This is a genomic window from Mycobacterium sp. NPDC050551 (assembly GCF_040674075.1).
Lineage (GTDB): Bacteria > Actinomycetota > Actinomycetes > Mycobacteriales > Mycobacteriaceae > Mycobacterium.
Genome location: NZ_JBFARC010000001.1, coordinates 796,426 through 818,410, shown reverse-complemented (window position 1 = coordinate 818,410; position 21,985 = coordinate 796,426). Strand labels below are relative to the sequence as shown.

At 69.6% G+C, this 21,985-nt stretch carries 21 protein-coding genes; 16 read left to right on the top strand and 5 right to left on the bottom strand.

Annotated elements, in window-relative coordinates:
• The first annotated feature begins 42 nt into the window (after positions 1–42).
• Complete coding sequence (locus AB0K11_RS03895) at positions 43–987, top strand: hypothetical protein (protein WP_364972397.1); 945 nt, start codon at positions 43–45, stop codon at positions 985–987.
• Positions 988–1,070: 83 nt separating this feature from the next.
• Here AB0K11_RS03895 and AB0K11_RS03890 read toward each other — a convergent pair whose 3' ends face one another.
• The 4 genes from AB0K11_RS03890 to AB0K11_RS03875 all read right to left on the bottom strand — a co-directional run bounded on the left by AB0K11_RS03890 (position 1,071) and on the right by AB0K11_RS03875 (position 5,681).
• Complete coding sequence (locus AB0K11_RS03890; RefSeq protein WP_364972395.1) at positions 1,071–2,498, bottom strand: DEAD/DEAH box helicase; 1,428 nt, start codon at positions 2,496–2,498, stop codon at positions 1,071–1,073.
• A 214-nt stretch (positions 2,499–2,712) separates the two neighbouring features.
• On the bottom strand, positions 2,713–3,753 hold the full coding sequence (locus AB0K11_RS03885; protein ID WP_364972393.1) for an LLM class F420-dependent oxidoreductase: 1,041 nt from the start codon (positions 3,751–3,753) through the stop codon (positions 2,713–2,715).
• A 44-nt stretch (positions 3,754–3,797) separates the two neighbouring features.
• Positions 3,798–4,643, bottom strand: a complete 846-nt coding sequence (locus tag AB0K11_RS03880; RefSeq protein WP_364972390.1) for a hypothetical protein — start codon at positions 4,641–4,643, stop codon at positions 3,798–3,800.
• A gap of 39 nt (positions 4,644–4,682) precedes the next feature.
• Positions 4,683–5,681 carry an alpha/beta hydrolase family protein gene (locus tag AB0K11_RS03875; RefSeq protein ID WP_364972388.1) on the bottom strand — a complete coding sequence of 333 codons (999 nt, stop codon included), beginning with the start codon at positions 5,679–5,681 and terminating at the stop codon, positions 4,683–4,685.
• A 282-nt stretch (positions 5,682–5,963) separates the two neighbouring features.
• On the opposite strand from AB0K11_RS03875, the gene glmS reads away from it, so the two are divergent.
• Both glmS and AB0K11_RS03865 read left to right on the top strand, forming a co-directional pair.
• Positions 5,964–7,829 (top strand): glutamine--fructose-6-phosphate transaminase (isomerizing), encoded by a 1,866-nt coding sequence (gene glmS, locus AB0K11_RS03870; protein WP_364972385.1) that lies wholly within the window; start codon positions 5,964–5,966, stop codon positions 7,827–7,829.
• 5 nt (positions 7,830–7,834) lie between these two features.
• Positions 7,835–8,719 carry an alpha/beta fold hydrolase gene (locus tag AB0K11_RS03865; RefSeq protein WP_364972382.1) on the top strand — a complete coding sequence of 295 codons (885 nt, stop codon included), beginning with the start codon at positions 7,835–7,837 and terminating at the stop codon, positions 8,717–8,719.
• A gap of 69 nt (positions 8,720–8,788) precedes the next feature.
• Here the strand turns inward: AB0K11_RS03865 and AB0K11_RS03860 are convergent, their stop codons facing one another.
• Complete coding sequence (locus AB0K11_RS03860; RefSeq protein WP_364972379.1) at positions 8,789–9,250, bottom strand: MarR family transcriptional regulator; 462 nt, start codon at positions 9,248–9,250, stop codon at positions 8,789–8,791.
• A 108-nt stretch (positions 9,251–9,358) separates the two neighbouring features.
• Here AB0K11_RS03860 and AB0K11_RS03855 point away from each other — a divergent pair, with 108 nt between their 5' ends.
• The 13 genes from AB0K11_RS03855 (at position 9,359) to AB0K11_RS03795 (ending at position 21,880) form a co-directional block, all read left to right on the top strand.
• The gene (locus tag AB0K11_RS03855; protein ID WP_364972377.1) at positions 9,359–9,796 is read left to right on the top strand and encodes a VOC family protein; all 438 of its coding nucleotides are present in this window, start codon (positions 9,359–9,361) and stop codon (positions 9,794–9,796) included.
• 10 nt (positions 9,797–9,806) lie between these two features.
• Positions 9,807–11,228 carry an NAD(P)H-hydrate dehydratase gene (locus AB0K11_RS03850; RefSeq protein ID WP_364972374.1) on the top strand — a complete coding sequence of 474 codons (1,422 nt, stop codon included), beginning with the start codon at positions 9,807–9,809 and terminating at the stop codon, positions 11,226–11,228.
• Positions 11,229–11,244: 16 nt separating this feature from the next.
• Complete coding sequence (locus AB0K11_RS03845) at positions 11,245–12,627, top strand: glutamate decarboxylase (protein ID WP_364972372.1); 1,383 nt, start codon at positions 11,245–11,247, stop codon at positions 12,625–12,627.
• A 55-nt stretch (positions 12,628–12,682) separates the two neighbouring features.
• Positions 12,683–13,849, top strand: coding sequence for an alanine racemase (gene alr, locus AB0K11_RS03840; protein WP_364972370.1), 1,167 nt, complete (start codon positions 12,683–12,685; stop codon positions 13,847–13,849).
• Positions 13,846–14,964 (top strand): alpha/beta hydrolase, encoded by a 1,119-nt coding sequence (locus tag AB0K11_RS03835; protein ID WP_364972367.1) that lies wholly within the window; start codon positions 13,846–13,848, stop codon positions 14,962–14,964. Before alr ends, AB0K11_RS03835 begins: the two co-directional genes overlap by 4 nt.
• Positions 14,957–15,424, top strand: coding sequence for a tRNA (adenosine(37)-N6)-threonylcarbamoyltransferase complex ATPase subunit type 1 TsaE (gene tsaE / locus AB0K11_RS03830; protein WP_364972364.1), 468 nt, complete (start codon positions 14,957–14,959; stop codon positions 15,422–15,424). The genes AB0K11_RS03835 and tsaE overlap by 8 nt, the downstream gene beginning before the upstream one ends.
• Positions 15,421–16,056, top strand: a complete 636-nt coding sequence (tsaB, locus tag AB0K11_RS03825) for a tRNA (adenosine(37)-N6)-threonylcarbamoyltransferase complex dimerization subunit type 1 TsaB (RefSeq protein ID WP_364972361.1) — start codon at positions 15,421–15,423, stop codon at positions 16,054–16,056. The genes tsaE and tsaB overlap by 4 nt, the downstream gene beginning before the upstream one ends.
• A complete protein-coding gene (gene rimI / locus AB0K11_RS03820; protein ID WP_364972358.1) occupies positions 16,053–16,505 on the top strand; it encodes a ribosomal protein S18-alanine N-acetyltransferase in 453 nt (150 codons plus the stop codon). Before tsaB ends, rimI begins: the two co-directional genes overlap by 4 nt.
• Positions 16,502–17,527 (top strand): tRNA (adenosine(37)-N6)-threonylcarbamoyltransferase complex transferase subunit TsaD, encoded by a 1,026-nt coding sequence (gene tsaD / locus AB0K11_RS03815; RefSeq protein ID WP_364972355.1) that lies wholly within the window; start codon positions 16,502–16,504, stop codon positions 17,525–17,527. The genes rimI and tsaD overlap by 4 nt, the downstream gene beginning before the upstream one ends.
• Positions 17,528–17,607: 80 nt before the next feature.
• Positions 17,608–18,600, top strand: coding sequence for an alpha/beta hydrolase (locus AB0K11_RS03810; protein WP_364972352.1), 993 nt, complete (start codon positions 17,608–17,610; stop codon positions 18,598–18,600).
• A gap of 179 nt (positions 18,601–18,779) precedes the next feature.
• Positions 18,780–19,082 carry a co-chaperone GroES gene (gene groES, locus AB0K11_RS03805; RefSeq protein ID WP_045384501.1) on the top strand — a complete coding sequence of 101 codons (303 nt, stop codon included), beginning with the start codon at positions 18,780–18,782 and terminating at the stop codon, positions 19,080–19,082.
• 120 nt (positions 19,083–19,202) lie between these two features.
• Positions 19,203–20,822 (top strand): chaperonin GroEL, encoded by a 1,620-nt coding sequence (gene groL, locus AB0K11_RS03800; protein ID WP_364972349.1) that lies wholly within the window; start codon positions 19,203–19,205, stop codon positions 20,820–20,822.
• Between the two features lie 176 nt (positions 20,823–20,998).
• Positions 20,999–21,880 carry an SDR family oxidoreductase gene (locus tag AB0K11_RS03795; RefSeq protein WP_364972347.1) on the top strand — a complete coding sequence of 294 codons (882 nt, stop codon included), beginning with the start codon at positions 20,999–21,001 and terminating at the stop codon, positions 21,878–21,880.
• Positions 21,881–21,985 lie beyond the last annotated feature (105 nt).

Sequence of the window (21,985 nt, the reverse complement as noted above, 5' to 3'; positions counted from 1 at the left end):
TGGTGCGACGAGGCAGTCCGAAACCTGCTTAGGCTGATGCGCGTGAAGGCTGTCGTACTGCGCATCGCCGTGGTCGTCGCGGCGTTGCTCGCCGGATGTGCGCCAGACGATTCGGCGCCGGCGGACTCACCGGAGCCGTCGCAGAATGCACCGGCCGCTGACCGCCTCAGTGTGATCCGGTCGTTGCGCAGCGTCGACCCCTGCGCGCTCTTCGGTGACGCGTCGGAGGTCGCCGGTCAGCCGCTGACCATCGACGGTCAGACAATGCCTCTGAGCTGTGACGCCCACACGGTCGACGGAGAAGACGAGGTCGACGTCAACATCGGCGTGAACGTCGCAACGGTCCCTCCGGCGGAACCGCCGGCCTGGGCCGAACATCTCGACGTCGACGGTGTCGATGTCGCCGTCACCTCGGCTATGAAGGCGCCGGACGCCCCACCGCGCGAGGAGGTCGTGCGCTGGACGTGCGGCATGCTGGCCGCATATCCCGACAGCACGCGGCTGATCGTGCACGCGTCCGCACCGCCTGACGCCGACGCCTGCGCGGTCGGCGAGCAGGTGATACGCACCGCCGTACGCGAATTCGCCGAACGCCCCGGATGGGGCTCGACCGACTTCCCGACCACCGTGCTGACGGGGGCCGACCCGTGCGCGGCGCCTGAGCGGCTGCGATCGGCGCACCGCGTCGACGTCGATGTGGCGAATTCGTCGGTCAACGCGTGCGCGTTCACGATCGACAACAGCGACATGGTGACGACGTCCTCGACGTATCTGCGGCCGGAACACCTCGACTACTCGACAGATCAGTTCGACCTCGGCGGGCACCGGGTGGCGGGCGACGCCGCAAGTGGGGTGTTCGATGTCGTCGTCGGCCCCGAATTCCAGGTCGCGGATGAGCGGTTGGTGCCGACGATGAACATCGTGGACCTATCACTGGACATGAACCGCATCAGGACGGTCGCCCAAGCGATCGCGGAACAGTACTGAACAGCGCCCGCCGCACCCGAAGTCCCATAGAAAAGCAGAAGGCCCGCGGTGATCCCGCGGGCCTTCCGAAAACTCGTCGCCGATCAGCGGCCGCGTGACAACCCGGCCGAGAACGACGCGGCGGTGGTGGTCCGGCCGCCGCCTGTCCGTCCGGACTGGCCGCGACGATTACCGCCGCCGCCCTGGCCGCCGGAGTGCCCGCTGCGCTGGCCGCCACGGCTCTGGCCGCCGTTCTGACCGCCGCCGCCCTGGCCGCCGCGGTTCGGCTTGCGCCGCCGGCCCGACTGCTGACGCGGTTCGGGCTGCTCGTTCACCGGCGTGGCCACTACCAGCGGGCCGTCGAAACTACGCTCGCCCGGGGCGATCTCGAGCAACACCGGGTGCGAAGCGCCGCTGAAGCGGGTGATCGTCGGCTTGATGCCCGCCTTGCGGGTCAGCGTCCGGACATCGGACACCTGCGCGTCCAGCATGAGCGTCACCACGGTGCCGTCGGCTCCGGCCCTGGCCGTACGGCCCGACCGGTGAAGATAGGCCTTGTGCTCGACGGGCGGGTCCGCGTGCACGACCAAGGTGATGTCGTCGACGTGGATACCGCGTGCGGCGATGTCGGTGGCGACCATCACCGTGGCGGAGCCGTCGGAGAACGCGGCGAGATTGCGTGTGCGGGCGTTCTGCGACAGGTTGCCGTGCAGTTCGACGGCGGGTACGCCGCGCGAGTTGAGTTGCCGTGTGAGGTTCTTCGCGCCGTGCTTGGTGCGGGCGAAGACGATGGTGCGGCCCGGTGAGGCGGCCAGATCGGTCAGCACGTTGACCCGTGCGGTCGTGCCGTCGACGTGCAGCACGTGGTGCACCATCGCCGACACCGGTGACTGCGCCGAGTCGACGCTGTGCTCGATCGGGTTGTGCAGGTAGCGCTTGACGATGACGTCGACGCCGCCGTCGAGTGTGGCGGAGAACAACATCCGCTGTCCGTCGCGCGGCGTCTTGTCGAGCAGCCGCTTGACCGGGGGCAGGAAGCCGAGGTCGGCCATGTGGTCGGCCTCGTCGAGCACGGTGATCTCGATTGCGGACAGGTCGGCGTGGTGCGAACGGACGTGGTCTTCGAGACGGCCCGGGCATGCGATCACGATGTCGACGCCCTGGCGCAGCTTGTTGATCTGCGGTTGCGGGCCGACGCCGCCGAAGATGACGACAGACCGCAGGCCGGTCGCCTCGGCCAGCGGGGCGAGCGCCGCGTCGATCTGGGCGACGAGTTCACGCGTGGGCGCGAGGATCAGCGCACGCGGTTTCCCGGGACGCCGCGGCTTCGCGTCGTTGGCCAGCCGGGTGACGACCGGCAGCAGGAAGGCATAGGTCTTGCCGGAGCCGGTCCGGCCGCGGCCCAGCACGTCACGGCCCGCCAGTGAATCGGGCAGGGTGGCGGACTGGATGGGGAAGGGGCTCTCGACGCCGGCGGCGGAGAGGGCATCGACGACGGACTTGGGCAGGTCGAAGTCGGCGAAGGAGGGCACGGTTGACCCACCGGTTTCTTGCACAGACAAGGTTGAATACTCCGAAAAAGTAGTGTGGTCGTCCTGCCCGGCGCGGGTGACTTCCCGCGGCGCTCGGTTGACGATCGAGAAGCGGCAAAAGGCAGAACAGACGATGCCGCTGAGAGCAGTCTACCGGTTGGGACCGGAATCGCCGCTATGGCGCTGGTCACCGTGCGCCGGGATGCGTCGGCGATCAGGGCAGCAGCGACTGCAGTTCCTCGACGAACCGCACCGACTCACGACGGTCGCCGGTCAACGGGTGCACCAGCATCGTCGTGACGCCGGCCTCGGCGAAGGCGGCCAACCGCTCCTTGACGAAACCCCGTGTGCCGACCAGCGACACGCTGCGCACGAGTTCGTCGGGCACGGCGTCGATGGCCTCGGCCTTCTTGCCCGCCAGGAACAGATCCTGAATGTGATCGGCGATCTCGCCGTAGCCGTAGCGGGTGGCGAGCTTGTGATAGAAGTTCTGCCCGCGGGCGCCCATGCCGCCGATGTAGAGCGCCAGTTGGGGTTTGGCCCACGCCAGCCTGTCCTCGACGTCGTCACCGATGGCCAGGCTCGCGCTGACCATCACGTCGAGCGGCCCGAGCTGTGGATCGCGCTTGGCCGATCCGCCGCGCAGTGCGTCGCCCCAGACGTCGTCGGCCTTCTCCGGGAAGAAGAACACCGGTTGCCAGCCCTCGGCGATCTCGGCGGTCAGTTCTACGTTCTTCGGACCGAGTGCGGCGATGGTGATCGGAATGCGTTCGCGCACGGGGTGATTGATGAGGTGCAGCGGCTTTCCGAGGCCGGTGCCGCGATCGGCGGGCAGTGGGATCTGGTAGTGCCGGCCGTTGTGGACGACGTTCTCGCGGCGCCACACCTGGCGGCAGATCTCGACGACCTCGCGAGTGCGGCCGAGCGGGGCGTCGAAGGGCACACCGTGGAAACCCTCCATCACCTGGGGTCCCGAAGTGCCGATACCCAGCCGGAACCGGCCGTCGGACACGTAGTCCAGACCGGCGGCCGTCATCGCCAGCAGCGACGGTGTCCGCACGTAGATCGGCACCACCCCGGAGCCCAGCTCGATCGTCGAGGTCTTGGCCGCCAGATAGCCCAGCTGGCTGATCGCGTCATAGGAGTAGGCCTCGGCGACCAGCGCGATGCCGACACCGACCTTCTCCAGTTCGACGACGTCCTCGACCGCTTCCTTGAAGCCGCCGGCGTAGCTCAGGAAGATGCCAGTCCGCATGACTCCAGAACCTATCCCAACCGGTTGGTTGGGAGTGCGGCGGGTCAGGGCTTGAGCAGGGCGACGACCTTGTTCTCCAGGTCGACCGGATCATCGGAGAACGGATCGAGCACGTCGGCCCGGGGCAGCGCGGCCTCGGGGTCGGCGAAGTCGCGGTAATCCTTGTCGCCGGTGAGCTCGTGCAGCAGATAGCCGGTGAGCAGGGCGCGGACGATCTTCTGGGTGCCCTTGTCGGCGCCGGGCAGCCCGACCACACGGGCCAGCCGCCTGCCCTCGATGAGGCCGCCTGCCTTGACCTTGTGGACCGCCCGCAGTGTGGCCGGACGCCACGCCCGCGCCAGTTCCACCGCGTTGGACCGCAGCGACATCGGATCGCCCGGATCGGCCAGGATCAGGCCCGGCACCTGTAGCGACGCCGCCGGCTGCACGGTCGGCGGACTGGTCACCGTCGGGAACAACGCGGCGACGGCCTTCACCCGCGACGGCATGCCCGCCGCGGCGAACACGGCGGCCGACCCGCCGAAACCGTGCCCGGCCAAGCCGAGCTTGGTGGGGTGCACGCTGATCTGGCCCGGCCCCAGGCGCACGCCGCTGATGATGTCGAGGGTGGTGCCCAGGTCGAACGCCAGGTTCAGCACCGAGGGCGCCAGGCCCGTCTCGGTGGCAGGCACTGCGGCGACGATGCCCCACGAGGCCAGGTGCTCGATGGTCCCGTGATAGCGGTAGTCACCGGCCAGCCAGTCGTGGCCGAACGCCACCGCGGGCAGATTCATGCCCGACTCGGGGGTGTAGACGACACCCGGTAGTCCGGCGAAGGCGAGGTCACCGCGCAGGACGCGGTGCGGTCCGCGGCGGGTCAGCGCCTTGAACAGCTTCTTGGTGCTCGGCACGAACCGACCGTATCTCACCGCCGCCGAAGCGGCACTCGGCTAGACGCCCAGGGCGGGAGCGATGGTGGTGTTCCAGGACTCCTGCATCTCCGACTCGAACAGACCCCAGGTGTGGGAGCCGTCGGGACGGACGATGTAGGTGATCGGCACACCGGCGGCGGCAGCCGCGTCGGCGAAGATCCGGGTGCTGTCGAACACGACGCGCTCGATGAATCCGCCGGTGATGTTCGGTCCGAATCCCGGTGGGAGCCGGTCGACGGCGCCCACCCCGCCACTGGCCGAGGCGGCGACGTACACCGCGGTGCCCTTGAGCTTCGCGACGTTGCGCGTCGGGTCGTGGGCGATCCACTCCGGTCCGCCCGGGGGACCCCACATGGCCTCGGCGCTCTGCCCGCCGCTGCCCAGCGTCAGCGACACCTGCTGGACGTTGTCGGCGGGGTTGAGCAGACCGCTGTAGGACCCGACCGCCTGGAACAGGCCCGGCGCCTGAACGGCGTAGTCCAGCGCGGTGCCACCCGTGCTCGACAGGCCACCGACCGCGTTGCGGCCGTTGGTGTCGTACTCGGCGTTGATGAGCGGCGGCAGTTCGCGGGTCATGTAGGTCTGGTACTGCTTGCCGGGATCGCTGACCCAGTTGGTCCACCAGCTGAACTGACCGCCCAGGGGCGAGACGACGTTGACGTTGCGGTCGGCGAAGAAGCCCTGGATGTCGGTCATGCCGAACCAGCTCTTGGCGCCCGGGGCGATGCCGCCGCCGGCGATGTCGTCGCCGCCGTCGATTCCGGGCAGCAGGTAGAACGTCGGCGCACCGGCTTTCGGCGCCTTGAACACGTCGTTGACGATCACCTTGTTCATCGACGGCGAGAAGACCGAGACCTTGTCCCATCGCTCGTTGACGTGCTCGACACCGGTGATGTGCGCGCCGCCGGGCGCCGCGGCGGGTTCGGCGGTGGCCGCGGGAAGCGGCGCGAGGAGTGCGCCCGTCACCAGTGCGATCACCGGGGCGACGGCCAGTCTTTTCAAGATCGATGGGGTCACGACGGGAATTATGTAATCGAGGCAACCCTCAGGCCCGGCTACCCGGGGTGTCTGCGCGTCCTTGTTTGCGTACGCAAAGAGTCTGCTAAGCCTGAACGTCACACGACGCACGACAGACGTCCGTCGCGGCAAACTCCGGCGGGGTCCATTCACCCGCTTCGTTGGCGATGCCGCTGCCGTAGCGCCGAACCAGCGGCCATCGACAGCATCGTCGCAGCTCAGCTCCGGTGCGAGGTGGTCATCGGGCGGCAGACCGCAGCGCTTGCACTACCCTGGACCCCTATGTGCGGAATCGTCGGCTACGTGGGGCAGCGCCCCGCCTGCGGCATCGTGGTCGACGCGTTGCACCGGATGGAGTACCGCGGCTACGACTCTGCCGGCATCGCCCTGCTCGACGGCGAAGGCGGCATGACGATCGAGCGGCGGGCCGGCCGGCTGGCCAACCTCGGCGAGGTCCTCCAATGCACCGATCCCGACACGCTGGCGGGACAGACGGGCCTCGGGCACACCCGCTGGGCCACCCACGGCCGGCCGACCGACCGCAACGCCCACCCGCACCGCGACGCCACGGGCAAGTTCGCCGTCGTCCACAACGGCATCATCGAGAACTTCGCGCCGCTGCGGCACGAGCTCGAGGCCACCGGCGTGGAGTTCGCCAGCGACACCGACTCCGAGGTCGCCGTGCACCTGGTGTCCTGGCAGTACCACCACGGCCCCACCGCGGGTGATTTCGTCGGCTCGGTGATGGCCGTGCTGCCGCGCCTGGAAGGACACTTCACGCTGGTGTTCGCGAGCGCGGACGATCCCGGCACCATCGTGGCCGCCCGGCGCTCCACCCCGCTGGTCCTCGGTATCGGCGACGGCGAGATGTTCGTCGGCTCCGACGTCGCCGCGTTCATCGAGCACACCCGTGACGCCGTCGAACTCGGGCAGAACCAGGCGGTGGTCGTCACCGCCGACGGCTACCGCGTCACCGACTTCCACGGTGAGGCCACCGACGACTTCCGTGAGTTTCACATCGACTGGGACCTGTCGGCCGCCGAGAAGGGCGGCTACGAGTACTTCATGCTCAAGGAGATCGCCGAGCAGCCGACGGCGGTGGCCGACACCCTGCTCGGCCACTTCGTCGACGGCCGCATCGTGCTCGACGAGCAGCGCCTGAGCGATCAGGAGCTGCGCGAGATCGACAAGGTCTTCATCGTGGCGTGCGGCACGGCATACCACTCCGGGCTGCTGGCCAAGTACGCGATCGAGCACTGGACCCGGCTGCCCGTCGAGGTGGAGCTGGCCAGCGAGTTCCGCTACCGCGACCCGGTTCTCGACCGCAGCACGCTGGTGATCGCGATCTCACAGTCGGGGGAGACCGCCGACACGCTCGAGGCGGTGCGGCACGCCAAGGAGCAGAAGGCCAAAGTGCTCGCAGTCTGCAACACCAACGGCTCCCAGATCCCGCGCGAATGCGATGCGGTGCTCTACACCCGCGCAGGGCCCGAGATCGGCGTGGCGTCCACCAAGACGTTCCTGGCGCAGATCGCGGCCAACTACCTGGTGGGCCTGGCGCTCGCGCAGGCCCGCGGCACCAAGTACCCCGACGAGGTCGAGCGCGAGTACCACGAGCTCGAGGCGATGCCGGAACTCGTGCAGCAGGTGCTGGGCACCATGGACTCGGTCTACGCACTGGCGCAATGGTTCGCGAAGTCGCCGACGATCCTCTTCCTCGGGCGCCACGTCGGCTACCCGGTGGCGCTGGAGGGCGCGCTCAAGCTCAAAGAGCTGGCGTACATGCACGCCGAGGGCTTCGCGGCAGGCGAGCTCAAGCACGGTCCGATCGCGCTGATCGAGGACGACCTGCCGGTTATCGTGGTGATGCCGTCGCCGAAGAACGCCGCGATGCTGCACTCGAAGCTGCTGAGCAACATCCGGGAGATCCAGGCCCGCGGCGCGATCACGATCGTGATCGCCGAGGAGGGTGACGACACCGTGCGGCCCTACGCCGATCACCTGATCGAGATACCCGCGGTATCAACACTTTTCCAGCCGTTGCTGTCGACGATCCCGTTGCAGGTGTTCGCCGCCGGTGTGGCGCAGGCCCGCGGGTACGACGTCGACAAGCCGCGCAACCTCGCCAAGTCCGTCACCGTCGAGTAATTTGGGTGGGCGGAGTCGGGCGCTTCCGCGACGACGCCGCACACGCGCACTTCCGCGACGCCTACCGCCGGGCCGAGGCGGACCTGCCACCGCCTGACGAGTCGGTGGACGTCGCAACGGGTTTCGGCTCCGTCCGGGTGTACCGCTTCGAGGGTGGCCCCGGCCGGCCGGTGGTGCTGCTGCCCGGGCGCAATGCATCGACGCCGATGTGGGCCGCCAATCTGCCCGGCCTGCTGGCGCACCGCACGGTGTACGCCGTCGACCTGCTCGGCGAGCCCGGGATGTCGGTGCAGGCCCGCCCGCTGCGCGGCGCCGACGACCAGGCGCAGTGGTTCGAGGACATGCTCGCCGGCCTCGACCTGTCGTCGGTTCACCTGATGGGGGTCTCCTTCGGCGGCTGGACGGCCACCAACCACGCGGTGCGCGTCCCCGGGCGGGCCGCATCGCTGACCCTGCTCGATCCGGTGATGACGTTCGCGCCGATCCCGGTCCGCACCATGCTCGCCGTGGCGCCGATGGGCCTGCCCGGCACGCCGCGGTTTGTGCGCCGCCGCGTGCTGCGCTGGCTCTCCGGCGGCGCCGACGTCGACGAGAGTGTGCCGGTGGCGGCCCTGATATCGGCGGGCACCGCCGACTTTGTTCTTCGGCAGCCGCTTCCGCAGCGGTTCGCAGACGACGAGCTACGGGCGCTGGACATCCCGGTGTTGGCGTTGATCGCCGGACGCAGCGTGATCCACGACGCACCCCGGGCCGCCGCGAGGGCGCGGGAGTTGCTACGCCGCGGTCAGGTCGAGTTGTGGCCGGCGGCCTCGCACGCGATCAACGGCGAATTTCCCGACGAGATCGCCGCACGGGCCGGGCGGTTCTGGGACGAGGTCGACGGCGGTTGATTCGCCGAGACGACGGTTGTTGACCCAATTGTCGAGACGCGGCGTCAACAACCGTCGGCTCGGTGCGGGTCAGAGCTCCCTGATCCGCCCCTCGGTGACCTCCTCGGCCGCGCGGGCGAAGCGGGCCAGCCGCTGAAGGTCGGCGCCGCCGAAATCGGTGAGCAGGCCGGCGAGGTCGGCGTTGAGCGGCTCGTACATTGCGGCGACACGGGCGATGCCGTCGCCCGCGGGCGCGATCACCACGCGGCGACGGTCATGCGGGTCGGGGGAGCGGGTGATGTAGCCCGCCGCCAGCAGGCGGTCGAGCATCCGGGTGGTGGCGCCGCTGCTGAGGTTGACCCGCCGGGCCAGTTCGCCGGGGGTGGCCGGTCCGAATCGGGCCAGCACGTAGAGACACTGGGTCTCCGTGGGCGACACCCCGAGCCTGCGGGCCACCAGGTCGTTGAATTGCGCGACGAGGACCTGCCAGCCGGCCATCGCCTCGATGGCGTCGCGCACGGCGGCGGTTCGGCCTGCAGATCGCTCGGGCACGGGTTGCGCTCCCTCGGCTCGGGTGCTTCACTGCACGGGTAAGTATTTGCACAGCGCAGATATTGCGTTGCGCAATCAAACACTACGGCAGGAAGCGGCGGTTCCGCCATGCCCGATTTCACCGGGTCGCTCATCGACCACCTCAACATCGCGGTGCCCGACGTGGCCCGCTCGCTCGCCTTCTACGAACCCGTGCTGGCGGTACTCGGCATCGTCGAGCTGCTCGAGGTGCCCGCCGATCCGGCCGCCGGACAGCTGGAGATGCACGGGTTCGGGCGCCATCCCAAGCCGTTCTTCTGGCTGGTGGCCGACGGCACCGTCGGCTCGAACATGCACCTGGCCTTCACCGCAGACGACCGGGCGACGGTGCGTGCGTTCCACGACGCAGCGCTCGCCGCGGGCGGCCGGTCGCTGCTCGAACCGGGGCTGCGGCCCGAGTATCACGCCGACTACTACGGAGCGTTCGTCCTCGACCCGGACGGCGTCAACGTCGAAGCCGTGTGCCATCGGCCCGAACAGCCCAGGAGTACCTCACCCAGACCGTAGGCTTGCGGTGATGCGGCACTACTACTCGGCGGATGCGATCCGCGACGCCGAAGCGCCGCTGCTGCAACGCCTGCCCGACGGCGCGCTGATGCGCCGCGCTGCGCACGGGCTGGCCACCGCGATCGCCCGCGAACTGGTGCTGCGCACCGGTGGTGTCGCGGGGCGGCGGGTGTGCGCGGTCGTCGGCTCCGGTGACAACGGCGGCGATGCGCTGTGGGCGGCGGCCTTTTTGCGGCGCCGCGGGGTGGCGGCCACCGCAGTCCTGCTCACCCCCGACCGCGCGCACCCTGCGGGGCTGGTCGCGTTCCGGCGCGCAGGCGGGCAGGTGGTCGAGCAGGTCCCGCCCGCAACCGATCTCGTGATCGACGGCGTCGTCGGGATCTCCGGCAGCGGCCCGCTGCGACCCGGCGCCGCCGAGGTGTTCGCCGCCGTCGACGCCGCAGGCATCCCCGTCGTCGCGGTCGATCTGCCCAGCGGGCTCGACGTCGCGACCGGCGCCGCCGACGGCGACCACGTGCGCGCCGCGCTCACCGTCACCTTCGGCGGCTACAAGCCCGTGCACGCCATCGGCGACTGCGGGCGCGTCGAACTCGTGGACATCGGCCTCGAACTGCCTGCCCCTCTCGCGGTGAGCTTCGAGGCGGGCGACGTGCTGGCGCGCTGGCCGATTCCCGGCCCCCGCGACGACAAGTACACCCAGGGAGTCACAGGCATCCTGGCCGGGTCGTCGACCTATCCCGGTGCGGCCGTGCTGTGCACCGGCGCCGCCGTGGCCGCCACCTCGGGCATGGTGCGTTACGCCGGCACCGCGGGCCAGCAGGTGCTCGCGCTGTGGCCGGAGGTGATCGCCACGCCGAGCGCCCAGGAGGCAGGCCGCGTCCAGGCGTGGGTCGTGGGGCCCGGACTGGGCACCGACAGTGCAGGCGCCGCAGCCCTGGTGTTCGCACTGGACCAGGACCTTCCGGTGATCGTCGACGCCGACGGCCTGACCATCCTCGCCGCCCACCCCGACCTGCTCGCCGACCGGCGAGCGCCGACGGTGCTCACCCCGCACGCCGGCGAGTTCGCCCGCCTCGCGGGCTCACCGCCCGGCGACGACCGCATCGCCGCCACCCGCAGGCTCGCCGACCAGTTCGGCGCCACCGTGCTGCTCAAGGGCAACGTCACCGTGATCGCCGAGCCGGGCGGGTCCGTCTACTTGAACCGTGCCGACGAATCCTGGGCGGCCACAGCGGGATCCGGTGACGTGCTGTCCGGCGTGATCGGCGCGCTGCTGGCGGCGGGGTTGCCGCCCGGCGAGGCCGCCGCTGCCGCGGCCTTCGTGCACGCCCGCGCCGCAGGCGCCTCGGCGGTCGATCCCGGACCGCACCCGGCGCCGACGTCGGCGTCACGCATCCTGGCCCACATCCGGACCGCACTGGCCCAGCTGTAACTCGAGAGGAAACGCCATGTCGCGCAGGCACAAGCCCGCCCCCCACATCTCTCCCGCGTACACCGGACGGCTGGCGATGGCGCCGGTGCCGTCGCTGCGCATGCCCGAGGAGTGCCTCGACCCGCAGTCGGCGTACCGGTTCATCCACGACGAGCTGATGCTCGACGGCAGCTCGCGGCTCAACCTCGCGACGTTCGTCACGACGTGGATGGACCCTGAGGCCGAGAAGCTGATGGCCGAGACGTTCGACAAGAACATGATCGATAAGGACGAGTACCCGGCGACCGCGGCGATCGAGCAGCGCTGCGTGTGCATGGTCGCCGACCTCTTCCACGCCGAAGACCTGCGCGACGACGAACCGGCGAGCGCCGTCGGCGTGTCGACGATCGGCTCGAGTGAAGCGGTGATGCTGGCGGGGCTGGCGCTGAAATGGCGGTGGCGTCAGCGCAACGAGGACTGGAAAGGGCGCACGCCGAACCTGGTGATGGGCGCCAACGTCCAGGTGGTGTGGGAGAAGTTCTGCCGCTACTTCGACATCGAACCGCGCTACCTGCCGATGGCCGAGGATCGCTACGTCATCACCACCGAACAGGTGCTGGAGCACGTCGACGAGGACACCATCGGCGTGGTGGCGATCCTGGGCACCACCTACACCGGTGAGCTGGAACCCATCGGCGAGATCTGCGCGGCACTGGACGAACTCGCGGCGGGGTCACGCAAGCTCGACATCCCGGTGCACGTGGACGCCGCCAGTGGCGGGTTCGTGGTGCCGTTCCTGCATCCGGACCTGGTGTGGGACTTCCGGCTGCCGCGGGTGGTGTCGATCAACGTCAGCGGCCACAAGTACGGACTGACGTACCCGGGCATCGGGTTCGTGGTGTGGCGCAGTGCCGAGCACCTGCCCGAGGAGTTGGTGTTCCGGGTGAACTACCTCGGCGGCGACATGCCGACTTTCACGCTGAACTTCTCCCGCCCCGGCAACCAGGTGGTGGGGCAGTACTACAACTTCATCCGGCTGGGCCGGGCCGGATACACCCAGGTGATGCATTCCCTGTCGCACACCGCGCGGTGGCTCGGCGACCAGTTGCGCGACAGCGAGCACTTCGAGCTGATCACCGACGGCTCGGCCATCCCGGTGGTGAGCTTCCGGCTCAAGGGCGATCCGGGCTACACCGAATTCGACGTCTCCCAGGCCCTGCGCGGGTACGGGTGGCAGGTGCCGGCCTACACGATGCCCGAGGGCGCCGAGAACGTCTCGGTGCTGCGGGTGGTGGTGCGCGAGGGTTTCTCGACCGACCTCGCCAGGGCGCTGCACGACGACATCGTCACCGTGCTCGGTCACCTCGACGCGCTCAAACCCGACGGCCGGTTCGACGAGATACAGCCCTTCTCGCACTAGTCCTGCGGGCGGCCCCGGCGGCGCCCCGGTGACCTCTGGGACAATCGGTGACGAGATGACTGCGCCGCCGACCGACCTCACCACCACCGCGCAGGCGGTGGTGGACCTCGACGCGATCGCCCACAACATCGCCGTGCTGCGCGAACGCGCCGGATCGGCGCAGGTGATGGCTGTCGTCAAGGCCGACGGGTACGGCCACGGGGCCGGTGCCGTCGGGCGTGCGGCGCTCGCCGCAGGAGCGGCCGAACTGGGCGTGGCCACCCTCGACGAGGCGCTGGCGCTGCGCCGCGACGGCGTCACCGCGCCCGTGCTGGCCTGGCTGCACCCGCCGGGCGCCGACTTCGCCCCCGCCGTGGCGGCCGACGTGCAGATCGCGGTGTCCTCGGTGCGCCAACTCGACGAACTGCTCGACGCGGTCCGCCGCACCGGACACACCGCCACGGTCACCGTCAAGGCCGACACCGGACTGAGCCGCAACGGTGTCAGCCCCGCCGAGTACCCGGCACTGCTCGACGCGCTGCGCAGGGCGCAGGCCGACGACGCGATCAGGTTGCGGGGGCTGATGTCGCACCTCGCGCTCGGCGACGAACCGGACAACCCGGTCAACGACCGGCAGGCCCGGCGGTTCACCGAGATGCGCGATCTGGCGGATGATCGCGGCGTCCGCTTCGAGGTGGTGCACCTGTGCAATTCACCGGCGGCGCTGACCCGCCCGGACCTCGCCTACGACATGGTGCGGCCCGGCATCGCCGTCTACGGGCAGACGCCGATCCCGGAGCGCGGCGACATGGGGCTGCGGCCGGCCATGACGCTGACATGCCCGGTGGCCATGGTCCGCAGGATCGGCGCCGGCGACGGTGTCTCCTACGGCCACACCTGGATCGCCGAACGCGACACCACCGTCGCGTTGCTGCCGATCGGCTACGCCGACGGTGTCTTCCGCAGCCTCGGCGGCCGCCTCGACGTGCTGATCAAGGGACGGCTGCGGCGGGGCGTCGGCCGCATCTGCATGGACCAGTTCGTCGTCGACCTCGGCCCGGGTCGGGTGGACGTCGCCGAGGGGGACCGGGCCGTCCTGTTCGGTCCGGGTGACGCCGGCGAATCGACCGCCCAGGACTGGGCCGACCTGCTCGGCACGATCAACTACGAGATCGTCACCAGTCCACGGGGCCGGGTCGCGAGGGTGTACCGCGGTGGACCGCAGGCGGTTCCGGCCCAGTGACCGGCGAACAGGCACGCAGGCGCGGACGTCTGCGCGGCGCGGGGTGGCTGGCCGGTGCGGCGGGCCTGGCGGCCGTCGGCGGGCTCGCCGGTTCGACGGTGGTGAGGTCGCTGACCCGGCGGGTCACCGACGACGACCCTCACCTCGACGAAGACTTCGAACTCCTCGACGCCGACCGCAGTTCGGTGGTGACGACGACGGACGGGGTGCCGCTGGCGGTCCGCGAGACCGGGCCCCAGGACGCGCCGTTGACCGTCGTGTTCGCGCACGGATTCTGTCTGCGCATGGGCGCATTCCACTTTCAGCGGGCCCGTCTGGCCGAGCAGTGGGGGCCGCAGGTGCGGATGGTGTTCTACGACCAGCGTGGTCACGGCCGGTCCGGTGCGGCGCCACCGGACACCTACACCGTCACGCAGCTCGGTCAGGATCTCGACACCGTCCTGGCCGTGACGGCGCCGAAGGGCCCGGTGGTGCTGGTCGGCCATTCGATGGGCGGGATGACGGTGCTGTCGCACGCCCGCCAGTTCCCTCACCGCTATCCCACCCGCGTCGTCGGCGCCGCGCTGATCTCCTCTGCCGCCGAGGGTGTTTCGCGGTCTCCGCTGGGAGAGATCCTGAAGAACCCCGCGCTGGAGGCGGTGCGGTTCGCGGCGCGTTACGCACCCGGCGCGGTGCACCGCACCCGGGGTGCGGCGCGCGCGGTGATCGGCCCGGTGCTGCGGGCGGCCTCCTACGGCGACGAGAAGATCAGCCCGAGCATCGTGGCGTTCTCCGAGCGGATGATGCACGACACCCCGATCGCCACGCTGGTCGAATTCCTGCACGCGCTCGAGGTGCACGACGAGACCGCAGGACTGGCGACGCTGGCCAAGGTGCCGACGCTCGTCGCCTGCGGTGACCGTGATCTGCTGACCCCGATGGAGTACTCGCAGGAGATGGCCGCGGCACTGCCCAAGTCGGAGCTCGTGATCGTCGGCGGCGCAGGACATCTGGTGCAGCTCGAAGAGCCGGAGACCATCGACGACGCGCTGGTGCGGCTGGTCGAGCGCGCCACCCCCTCCAAGCTCGTCGCGCTGGGGCGGCGGCTGCGGGAGCGGACCCGGCCCCATGGCTGAGCGGTCCGGCGGGACGGCGGAACTGGCCACGGCAGAGGACACCGTCGCCCTGGGCGCGCGGCTGGGCGCACAGTTGCGCGCCGGTGACGTGGTGGTGCTCTCCGGACCGCTGGGCGCGGGAAAAACCGTGCTGGCCAAGGGGATCGCGCAGGCTATGGACGTCGACGGGCCGGTCACGTCGCCCACCTTCGTGCTGGCCCGCGTGCACCGGGCGCGGCGGCCGGACGCACCGGCGATGGTGCACGTCGACATGTACCGGCTGCTCGACCATCCCGGCGCCGACCTGCTGGCCGAACTCGACTCACTGGACCTCGACACCGATCTCGACGACACCGTGGTGGTCGTCGAATGGGGAGAGGGTCTGGCCGAACGGCTCTCCGAGCACCACCTCGACATCCGGCTCGAACGCAGTGCGCACACCGAGACCCGCAGCGCGGTCTGGCGGTGGAGCACGCAGTGAGCACGCTGATCCTGACCATCGACACCGCCACACCCGCGGTCAGCGCCGGTGTGGTGCGCCGCTCCGGTGCCGAGGTCACCGTGCTCGCCGAGCGGGTCACCGTCGACGCCCGCGCGCACGCCGAACAACTGACCCCGAATGTGCTCGCGGCGCTGCGCGAGGCGGACGTCGCGGTCGACGCGCTCGACGCCGTCGTTGTCGGGTGCGGCCCCGGGCCGTTCACCGGGCTGCGGGTCGGCATGGCGAGCGCCGCCGCATACGCGCACGCGCTGGGCATCCCGGTGCACGGGGTGTGCAGCCTCGATGCCATCGGTGTGGACGCGTCCGCGGCCGCGGACCTGCTGGTGGTCACCGACGCCCGTCGCCGCGAGGTGTACTGGGCGCGCTACCGCAACGGCGTGCGGACCGAGGGGCCCGCGGTCAGTGCACCGGCCGATGTGCCCGCAGGCGCAGGCGCCGTGGCCGGTTCGCCCGAACACGCCGTGCTGTTCGACCTGCCGCGCCTGGCTCCGGTGTACCCGTCGCCGGCCGGGCTGGTGCGCGCGGTCGCGGACTGGGAGGCGGAGCCCGCGCCGCTGGTGCCGCTGTATCTGCGCAGGCCCGATGCGAAGCCCCCGACGGCACGGCGATGACGGTCGTCTACGGCCCGCTGCAGCCCACGGACGCTGCACGGTGCGCGGAACTGGAGTCCCTGCTGTTCCCGGGCGACGACCCGTGGCCCGCGCAGGCGTTTCGCACCGAACTGGCCGCCAAGCACAACCACTACGTCGCCGCCCGGGTGGACGACACGCTGGTCGGCTATGCCGGAATCGCACGGCTGGGCCGAAAAGCCCCGTACGAGTATGAGATCCACACCATCGGTGTCGACCCCGGGTACCAGGGCCGGGGCATCGGCCGCCGCCTGCTCGACGAGGTGCTCGTGCACGCCGGCGACGGTGTGGTGTTCCTCGAGGTGCGCACGGACAACGACCCGGCGATCGGGCTCTACACCAGCTCCGGCTTCGTCGTGGTGGGCCTGCGCAAACGGTATTACCGGGTCAGCGGCGCCGACGCCTATACGATGAGGCGCGATCCGCCATGACCATCATCTGCGCCATCGAGAGCTCCTGCGACGAGACCGGTGTCGGCGTCGCCGAACTGACCGACGACGGTGCCGTGCGGCTGCTCGCCGACGAGGTCGCGTCCAGTGTCGACGAGCACGCCAGGTTCGGCGGGGTGGTGCCGGAGATCGCCTCCCGGGCACACCTCGAGGCGCTCGGCCCGACGATGCGGAGGGCGCTGGAAGCCGCCGGTGTGCGCAGGCCCGACGTCGTGGCGGCCACCATCGGACCCGGGCTGGCCGGGGCGCTGCTGGTCGGGGTGGCCGCGGCGAAGGCGTATGCGGCCGCCTGGCAGGTGCCGTTCTACGCCGTCAACCACCTCGGCGGGCACCTCGCCGCCGATGTCTACGACCACGGCCCGCTGCCGGAGTGTGTCGGGCTGCTGGTCTCGGGCGGGCACACCCACCTGCTGCACGTCCGTTCGCTCGGCGAGCCGATCCTCGAACTGGGCAGCACCGTGGACGACGCGGCGGGGGAGGCCTACGACAAGGTCGCACGCCTGCTCGGGCTCGGCTACCCCGGTGGCAGGGTGCTCGACGAACTGGCGCGCGAGGGAAACCGCGACGCGGTCGTCTTCCCGCGCGGGATGACCGGCCCCCGCGACGACCCGTACGCGTTCAGCTTCTCCGGGCTCAAGACCAGCGTCGCCCGCTATGTGGAGAGCCACCCGGATGCGGCGCAGGCCGACGTCGCGGCGGGCTTCCAGGAGGCCGTCGCCGATGTGCTGACACTCAAGGCGGTGCGGGCCGCGACCGAACTCGGGGTGTCGACACTGCTTATCGCCGGCGGGGTGGCGGCCAATTCGCGGCTGCGTGAGCTCGCCGAGGAGCGTTGCGCCGCAGCCGGACTGACGCTGCGTGTGCCGCGCCCTCGACTGTGCACCGACAACGGCGCGATGATCGCCTCGTTCGCCGCGCATCTGATAGCCGCGGGCGCGGCGCCATCGCCGCTCGACGTGGCCAGCGATCCGGGTCTGCCGGTCGTCAAGGGTCAGGTGGCGTGATTCAACAGGCCGGCTGAACCGCCGCGCACCTGTTGTTCGATCCGCGAACATCTGACGGCGGGTGCGGCAGACTCGCTGCCGTGCACTACGACCTGCGGTTGCGACCTGCACAGCCGGCGACACCCGCGCCGGACGCGTTCGAGATCCACCGCCGCCACGTTCCCGCGAGCGAGCACCGCGACGGGTTGTCTCTCGCGTTCGTGCACGAAGGCCTCGGCGGCTACCCGTTGTTGCTGGTGCACGGGTATCCCGAGACGAAGCGGATCTGGTGGCGCAACATCGGTCCGCTGGCCGCGGCCGGCCACGAGGTGATCGCTCCCGACCTGCGCGGCTTCGGCGACTCCGACCTCTCGGCCGACGACGTATACGACCTCGCGGCGTGGAGCCGCGACCTGTACCTGCTCGTCCACGACGTGCTCGGTCACGAGCGGTGCGGCGTCGTCTGCGGTGATCTGGGCGGCGCGATCGCCGTCGACATGGTGCACCGGTATCCCGGCTTCGTGGACAAGCTCGTCTACTTCAACACCGTGCCGCCGTTCGTGTTCGACGACTTCGTGGCGGCGGGCATCGACGTCGCATCGATACTCGCGCTCGGCGACGGACCGACCGCCGACTACCGCCATCTGCAGGGTGTGACACCGGATGCGCTGGCGGCGGAACTCGATTCACCGGCCAAACGCAGGCGGTACATCGGCGGGATGTACGGCCACCGGCTGTGGGCGTCGCCTGGCACGTTCAGCGCCGCCGACACCGACTTCATGACCGAGCCCTTCACCACCGAGGAGCGGATGCGTGCCGGCTGGGCGTGTTACCAGCTGATGCACGGAAGGCCGATGAGTGAACCGCCGATCCTGGACCGCAAGGTCGACGTGCCGACCCTGATCCTCTACGGCATGGACGACCATGTCATCGGCCCCGACTTCCTGCACACCTGCGAGGTGGCGTTCACCGATCGCGCCGGACCGGTCGTGGTGCCGGGGGCGGGCCACTTCCTGCAGTGGGAGCGGGCGGACATGCTCAATCCGCTGGTGACCGCATTCTTCGGTGACCTTCGCGTTCTCCATTCGCGATAGGCACTACCCGAGCCTTGAGTGCTAGCACTCGCATGTATAGAGTGCTAGGTGGCAGGCGGCCAACCCCTGCGCCGGCACCCGCGACGACGGCGCACGAACCGGACGCATGCCGAACACCTGGTAACACACAGGTCCGGGGTGTGCCCGGATCTACACCCGAAATAGTGGAGGGCTCCATCGTGGCGAGCGTGAACATCAAGCCACTCGAGGACAAGATCCTCGTACAGGCCAATGAGGCCGAGACCACGACCGCTTCCGGTCTGGTCATCCCCGACACCGCCAAGGAGAAGCCTCAGGAAGGCACCGTCGTCGCTGTCGGCCCCGGCCGCTGGGACGAGGACGGCGAGAAGCGAATCCCGCTGGACGTCTCGGAAGGTGACACCGTCATCTACAGCAAGTACGGCGGCACCGAGATCAAGTACAACGGCGAGGAATACCTGATCCTGTCGGCGCGTGACGTGCTGGCAGTCGTCTCCAAGTAGTGACGTGTTCCGCCCCGGAGATCCCCGTATTCGCGGGTGATGTCCGGGGCGGCATGCGTTCCATCTCTTCTTTCGCACCCCCTTTCTTCAACGACATCCGTTCAAGCAGGAAGCAGTTCTATGAGCAAGCAGATTGAGTTCAACGAGACTGCGCGCCGGGCGATGGAGGTCGGCGTCGACAAGCTCGCCGACGCCGTCAAGGTGACACTGGGCCCGCGCGGCCGCCACGTGGTGCTGGCCAAGTCCTGGGGCGGTCCGACCGTCACCAACGACGGTGTCACTATCGCGCGCGAGATCGACCTCGAGGACCCGTTCGAGAACCTGGGCGCACAGCTGGTCAAGTCCGTCGCCACCAAGACCAACGACGTCGCAGGCGACGGCACCACCACCGCGACGGTGCTGGCCCAGGCCATCATCAGGGCCGGCCTGCGCAACGTGGCCGCCGGCGCCAATCCGATCGCGCTTGGCGCCGGGATCAGCAAGGCCGCCGACGCTGTGTCCGAGGCGCTGCTCGCCGCGGCCACCCCCGTCAGCGACAAGAAGGCGATCGCCCAGGTCGCCACCGTCTCCTCGCGCGACGAGGAGATCGGTGAGCTGGTCGGCGAGGCGATGACCCGCGTCGGCGCCGACGGCGTCGTCACGGTCGAGGAGTCCTCGACACTGAACACCGAGCTCGAGGTCACCGAGGGCGTCGGCTTCGACAAGGGCTTCGTCTCGGCCTACTTCGTCACCGATTTCGATTCGCAGGAGGCGGTCCTCGAGGACGCCCTGGTGCTGCTGCACCGCGACAAGCTCAGCTCGCTGCCCGACCTGCTCCCGCTGCTGGAGAAGGTCGCCGAGTCGGGCAAGCCGCTGCTGATCGTCGCCGAGGACGTCGAGGGCGAGGCACTGTCGACGCTGGTGGTCAACGCCATCCGCAAGACGCTCAAGGCCGTCGCCGTCAAGGCGCCGTTCTTCGGTGACCGCCGCAAGGCGTTCCTGGAGGACCTCGGCATCGTCACGGGCGCGCAGGTGGTCAATCCCGACGTCGGCCTGGTGCTGCGGGAGGCCGGCCTGGACGTGCTGGGTTCGGCCCGGCGCGTGGTCGTCGACAAGGACAGCACCGTGATCGTCGACGGCGGTGGCGGCAAGGAGGCCATCGCCGACCGGGCCAAGCAGCTGCGGTCGGAGATCGAGTCCACCGACTCGGAGTGGGACCGCGAGAAGCTCGAGGAGCGGCTGGCCAAGCTGGCCGGCGGTGTCGCGGTGATCAAGGTCGGCGCCGCCACCGACACCGACATGAAGAAGCGCAAGGAAGCCGTCGAGGACGCCGTGTCGGCGGCCAAGGCGGCGGTCGAGGAGGGCGTGGTCACCGGCGGCGGTGCGGCGCTGGTTCAGGCCCGCTCGGCGCTCGACGGCCTGCGCGGATCGCTCACCGGCGACGAGGCGCTCGGCGTCGAGGTCTTCTCCTCCGCGCTGTCGGCTCCGCTGTTCTGGATCGCCACCAACGCGGGTCTCGACGGCGCCGTGGTGACCAACAAGGTGTCGGGCCTGCCGAACGGACAGGGCTTCAATGCGGCCACGCTGACCTACGGCGACCTGTCCGAGGACGGCATCGTCGACCCGGTCAAGGTCACCCGGTCCGCGGTGCTCAATGCCGCGTCGGTGGCACGCATGATCCTGACCACCGAGACGGCGATCGTCGACAAGCCGGCTGATGACGAGGATCACGGGCACGGCCACCACGGCCACGCGCACTAGATCACACAGGTAGTACGAGACACCCCCGGTCGCTAGGCCGGGGGTGTTTTCGTTCTTCGGAGCGGTAGCGCTGATCATGTGGCGGTTTCCCGTCGGCATTCCTGACTTTCGGTCACACTGTGGAAGTTCCCGGGCCCACGCCCAGGCTCAAGACCAGTGGCAATGCCGGGGGGAGCATGTACGCGTCCATCTTTCGACCAGGTTTGTTCGACGGGCAGACGGTTGTCGTCACCGGAGGCGGATCCGGAATCGGTCGTTGCGTGGCTCACGAATTGGCAAGCCTTGGCGCCGAAGTGGTGATAACTGGCCGCAAGCTGGAGAAGCTGAGGCGGACAGCCGACGAAATTCACGAGGATGGCGGCAACGCCGCGGTCTACGACTTCGATGTGCGCGATGAGGACGCTGTTCGCTCAGCCGTTGCGGCGATCCTCAGAGAACACAACCACATCGATGGGTTGGTGAACAACGCCGGCGGCCAATTCCCAATGCCGGCGGAGGCGATCAGCAAGAAGGGATGGGAGACGGTTCTCGCGACGAATCTGACCGGTGGCTTCTTGGTGTCCCGAGAGGTGTACGGGCAGGCCATGAAAGCCGGCGGCGGTGCGATCGTCAACATGCTCGCGAACGTATGGGACGGTATGCCGCTGATGGCTCACTCCGGCGCGGCGCGAGCCGGAATGTTGAATCTCACCCAGACCCTTGCGCTCGAGTGGGCACCAGGCGTGCGTGTTAACGCGGTAGCGCCGGGCTATGTCGCGTCCTCTGGCCTCGACACCTACGACCCTGACATCGCGGGTCCACTCGTCGGCGCTTCGATCGGGGTGACACCACTGAAGCGCTTCGCTCAGGAAGCGGAGGTCGCTGCTGCCATCGTCTACCTGCTATCCCCGGCGGCGGCATACCTCACCGGTAGCTGTATCCGCATCGACGGCGGTGCGTCGCTCAATCCCAACGCGATGCGAGTCGGTGGCAACGTGGCCGGCGACGCCTTCCGTGGCTTTCACCGCGCCGTGGAGCCGGAAGTGCTGCGGACACGGATTCCCGAAGACGCCGGATAGCTGTTCGGCGTTTCGGAAAGGCGTTCGCCACGTTCGCATTCGCTCTTAGCTGCGACGCATCCGCTAAGTTGAGCCGACGACTCGGGGGAGGGACGCGCCGATGGA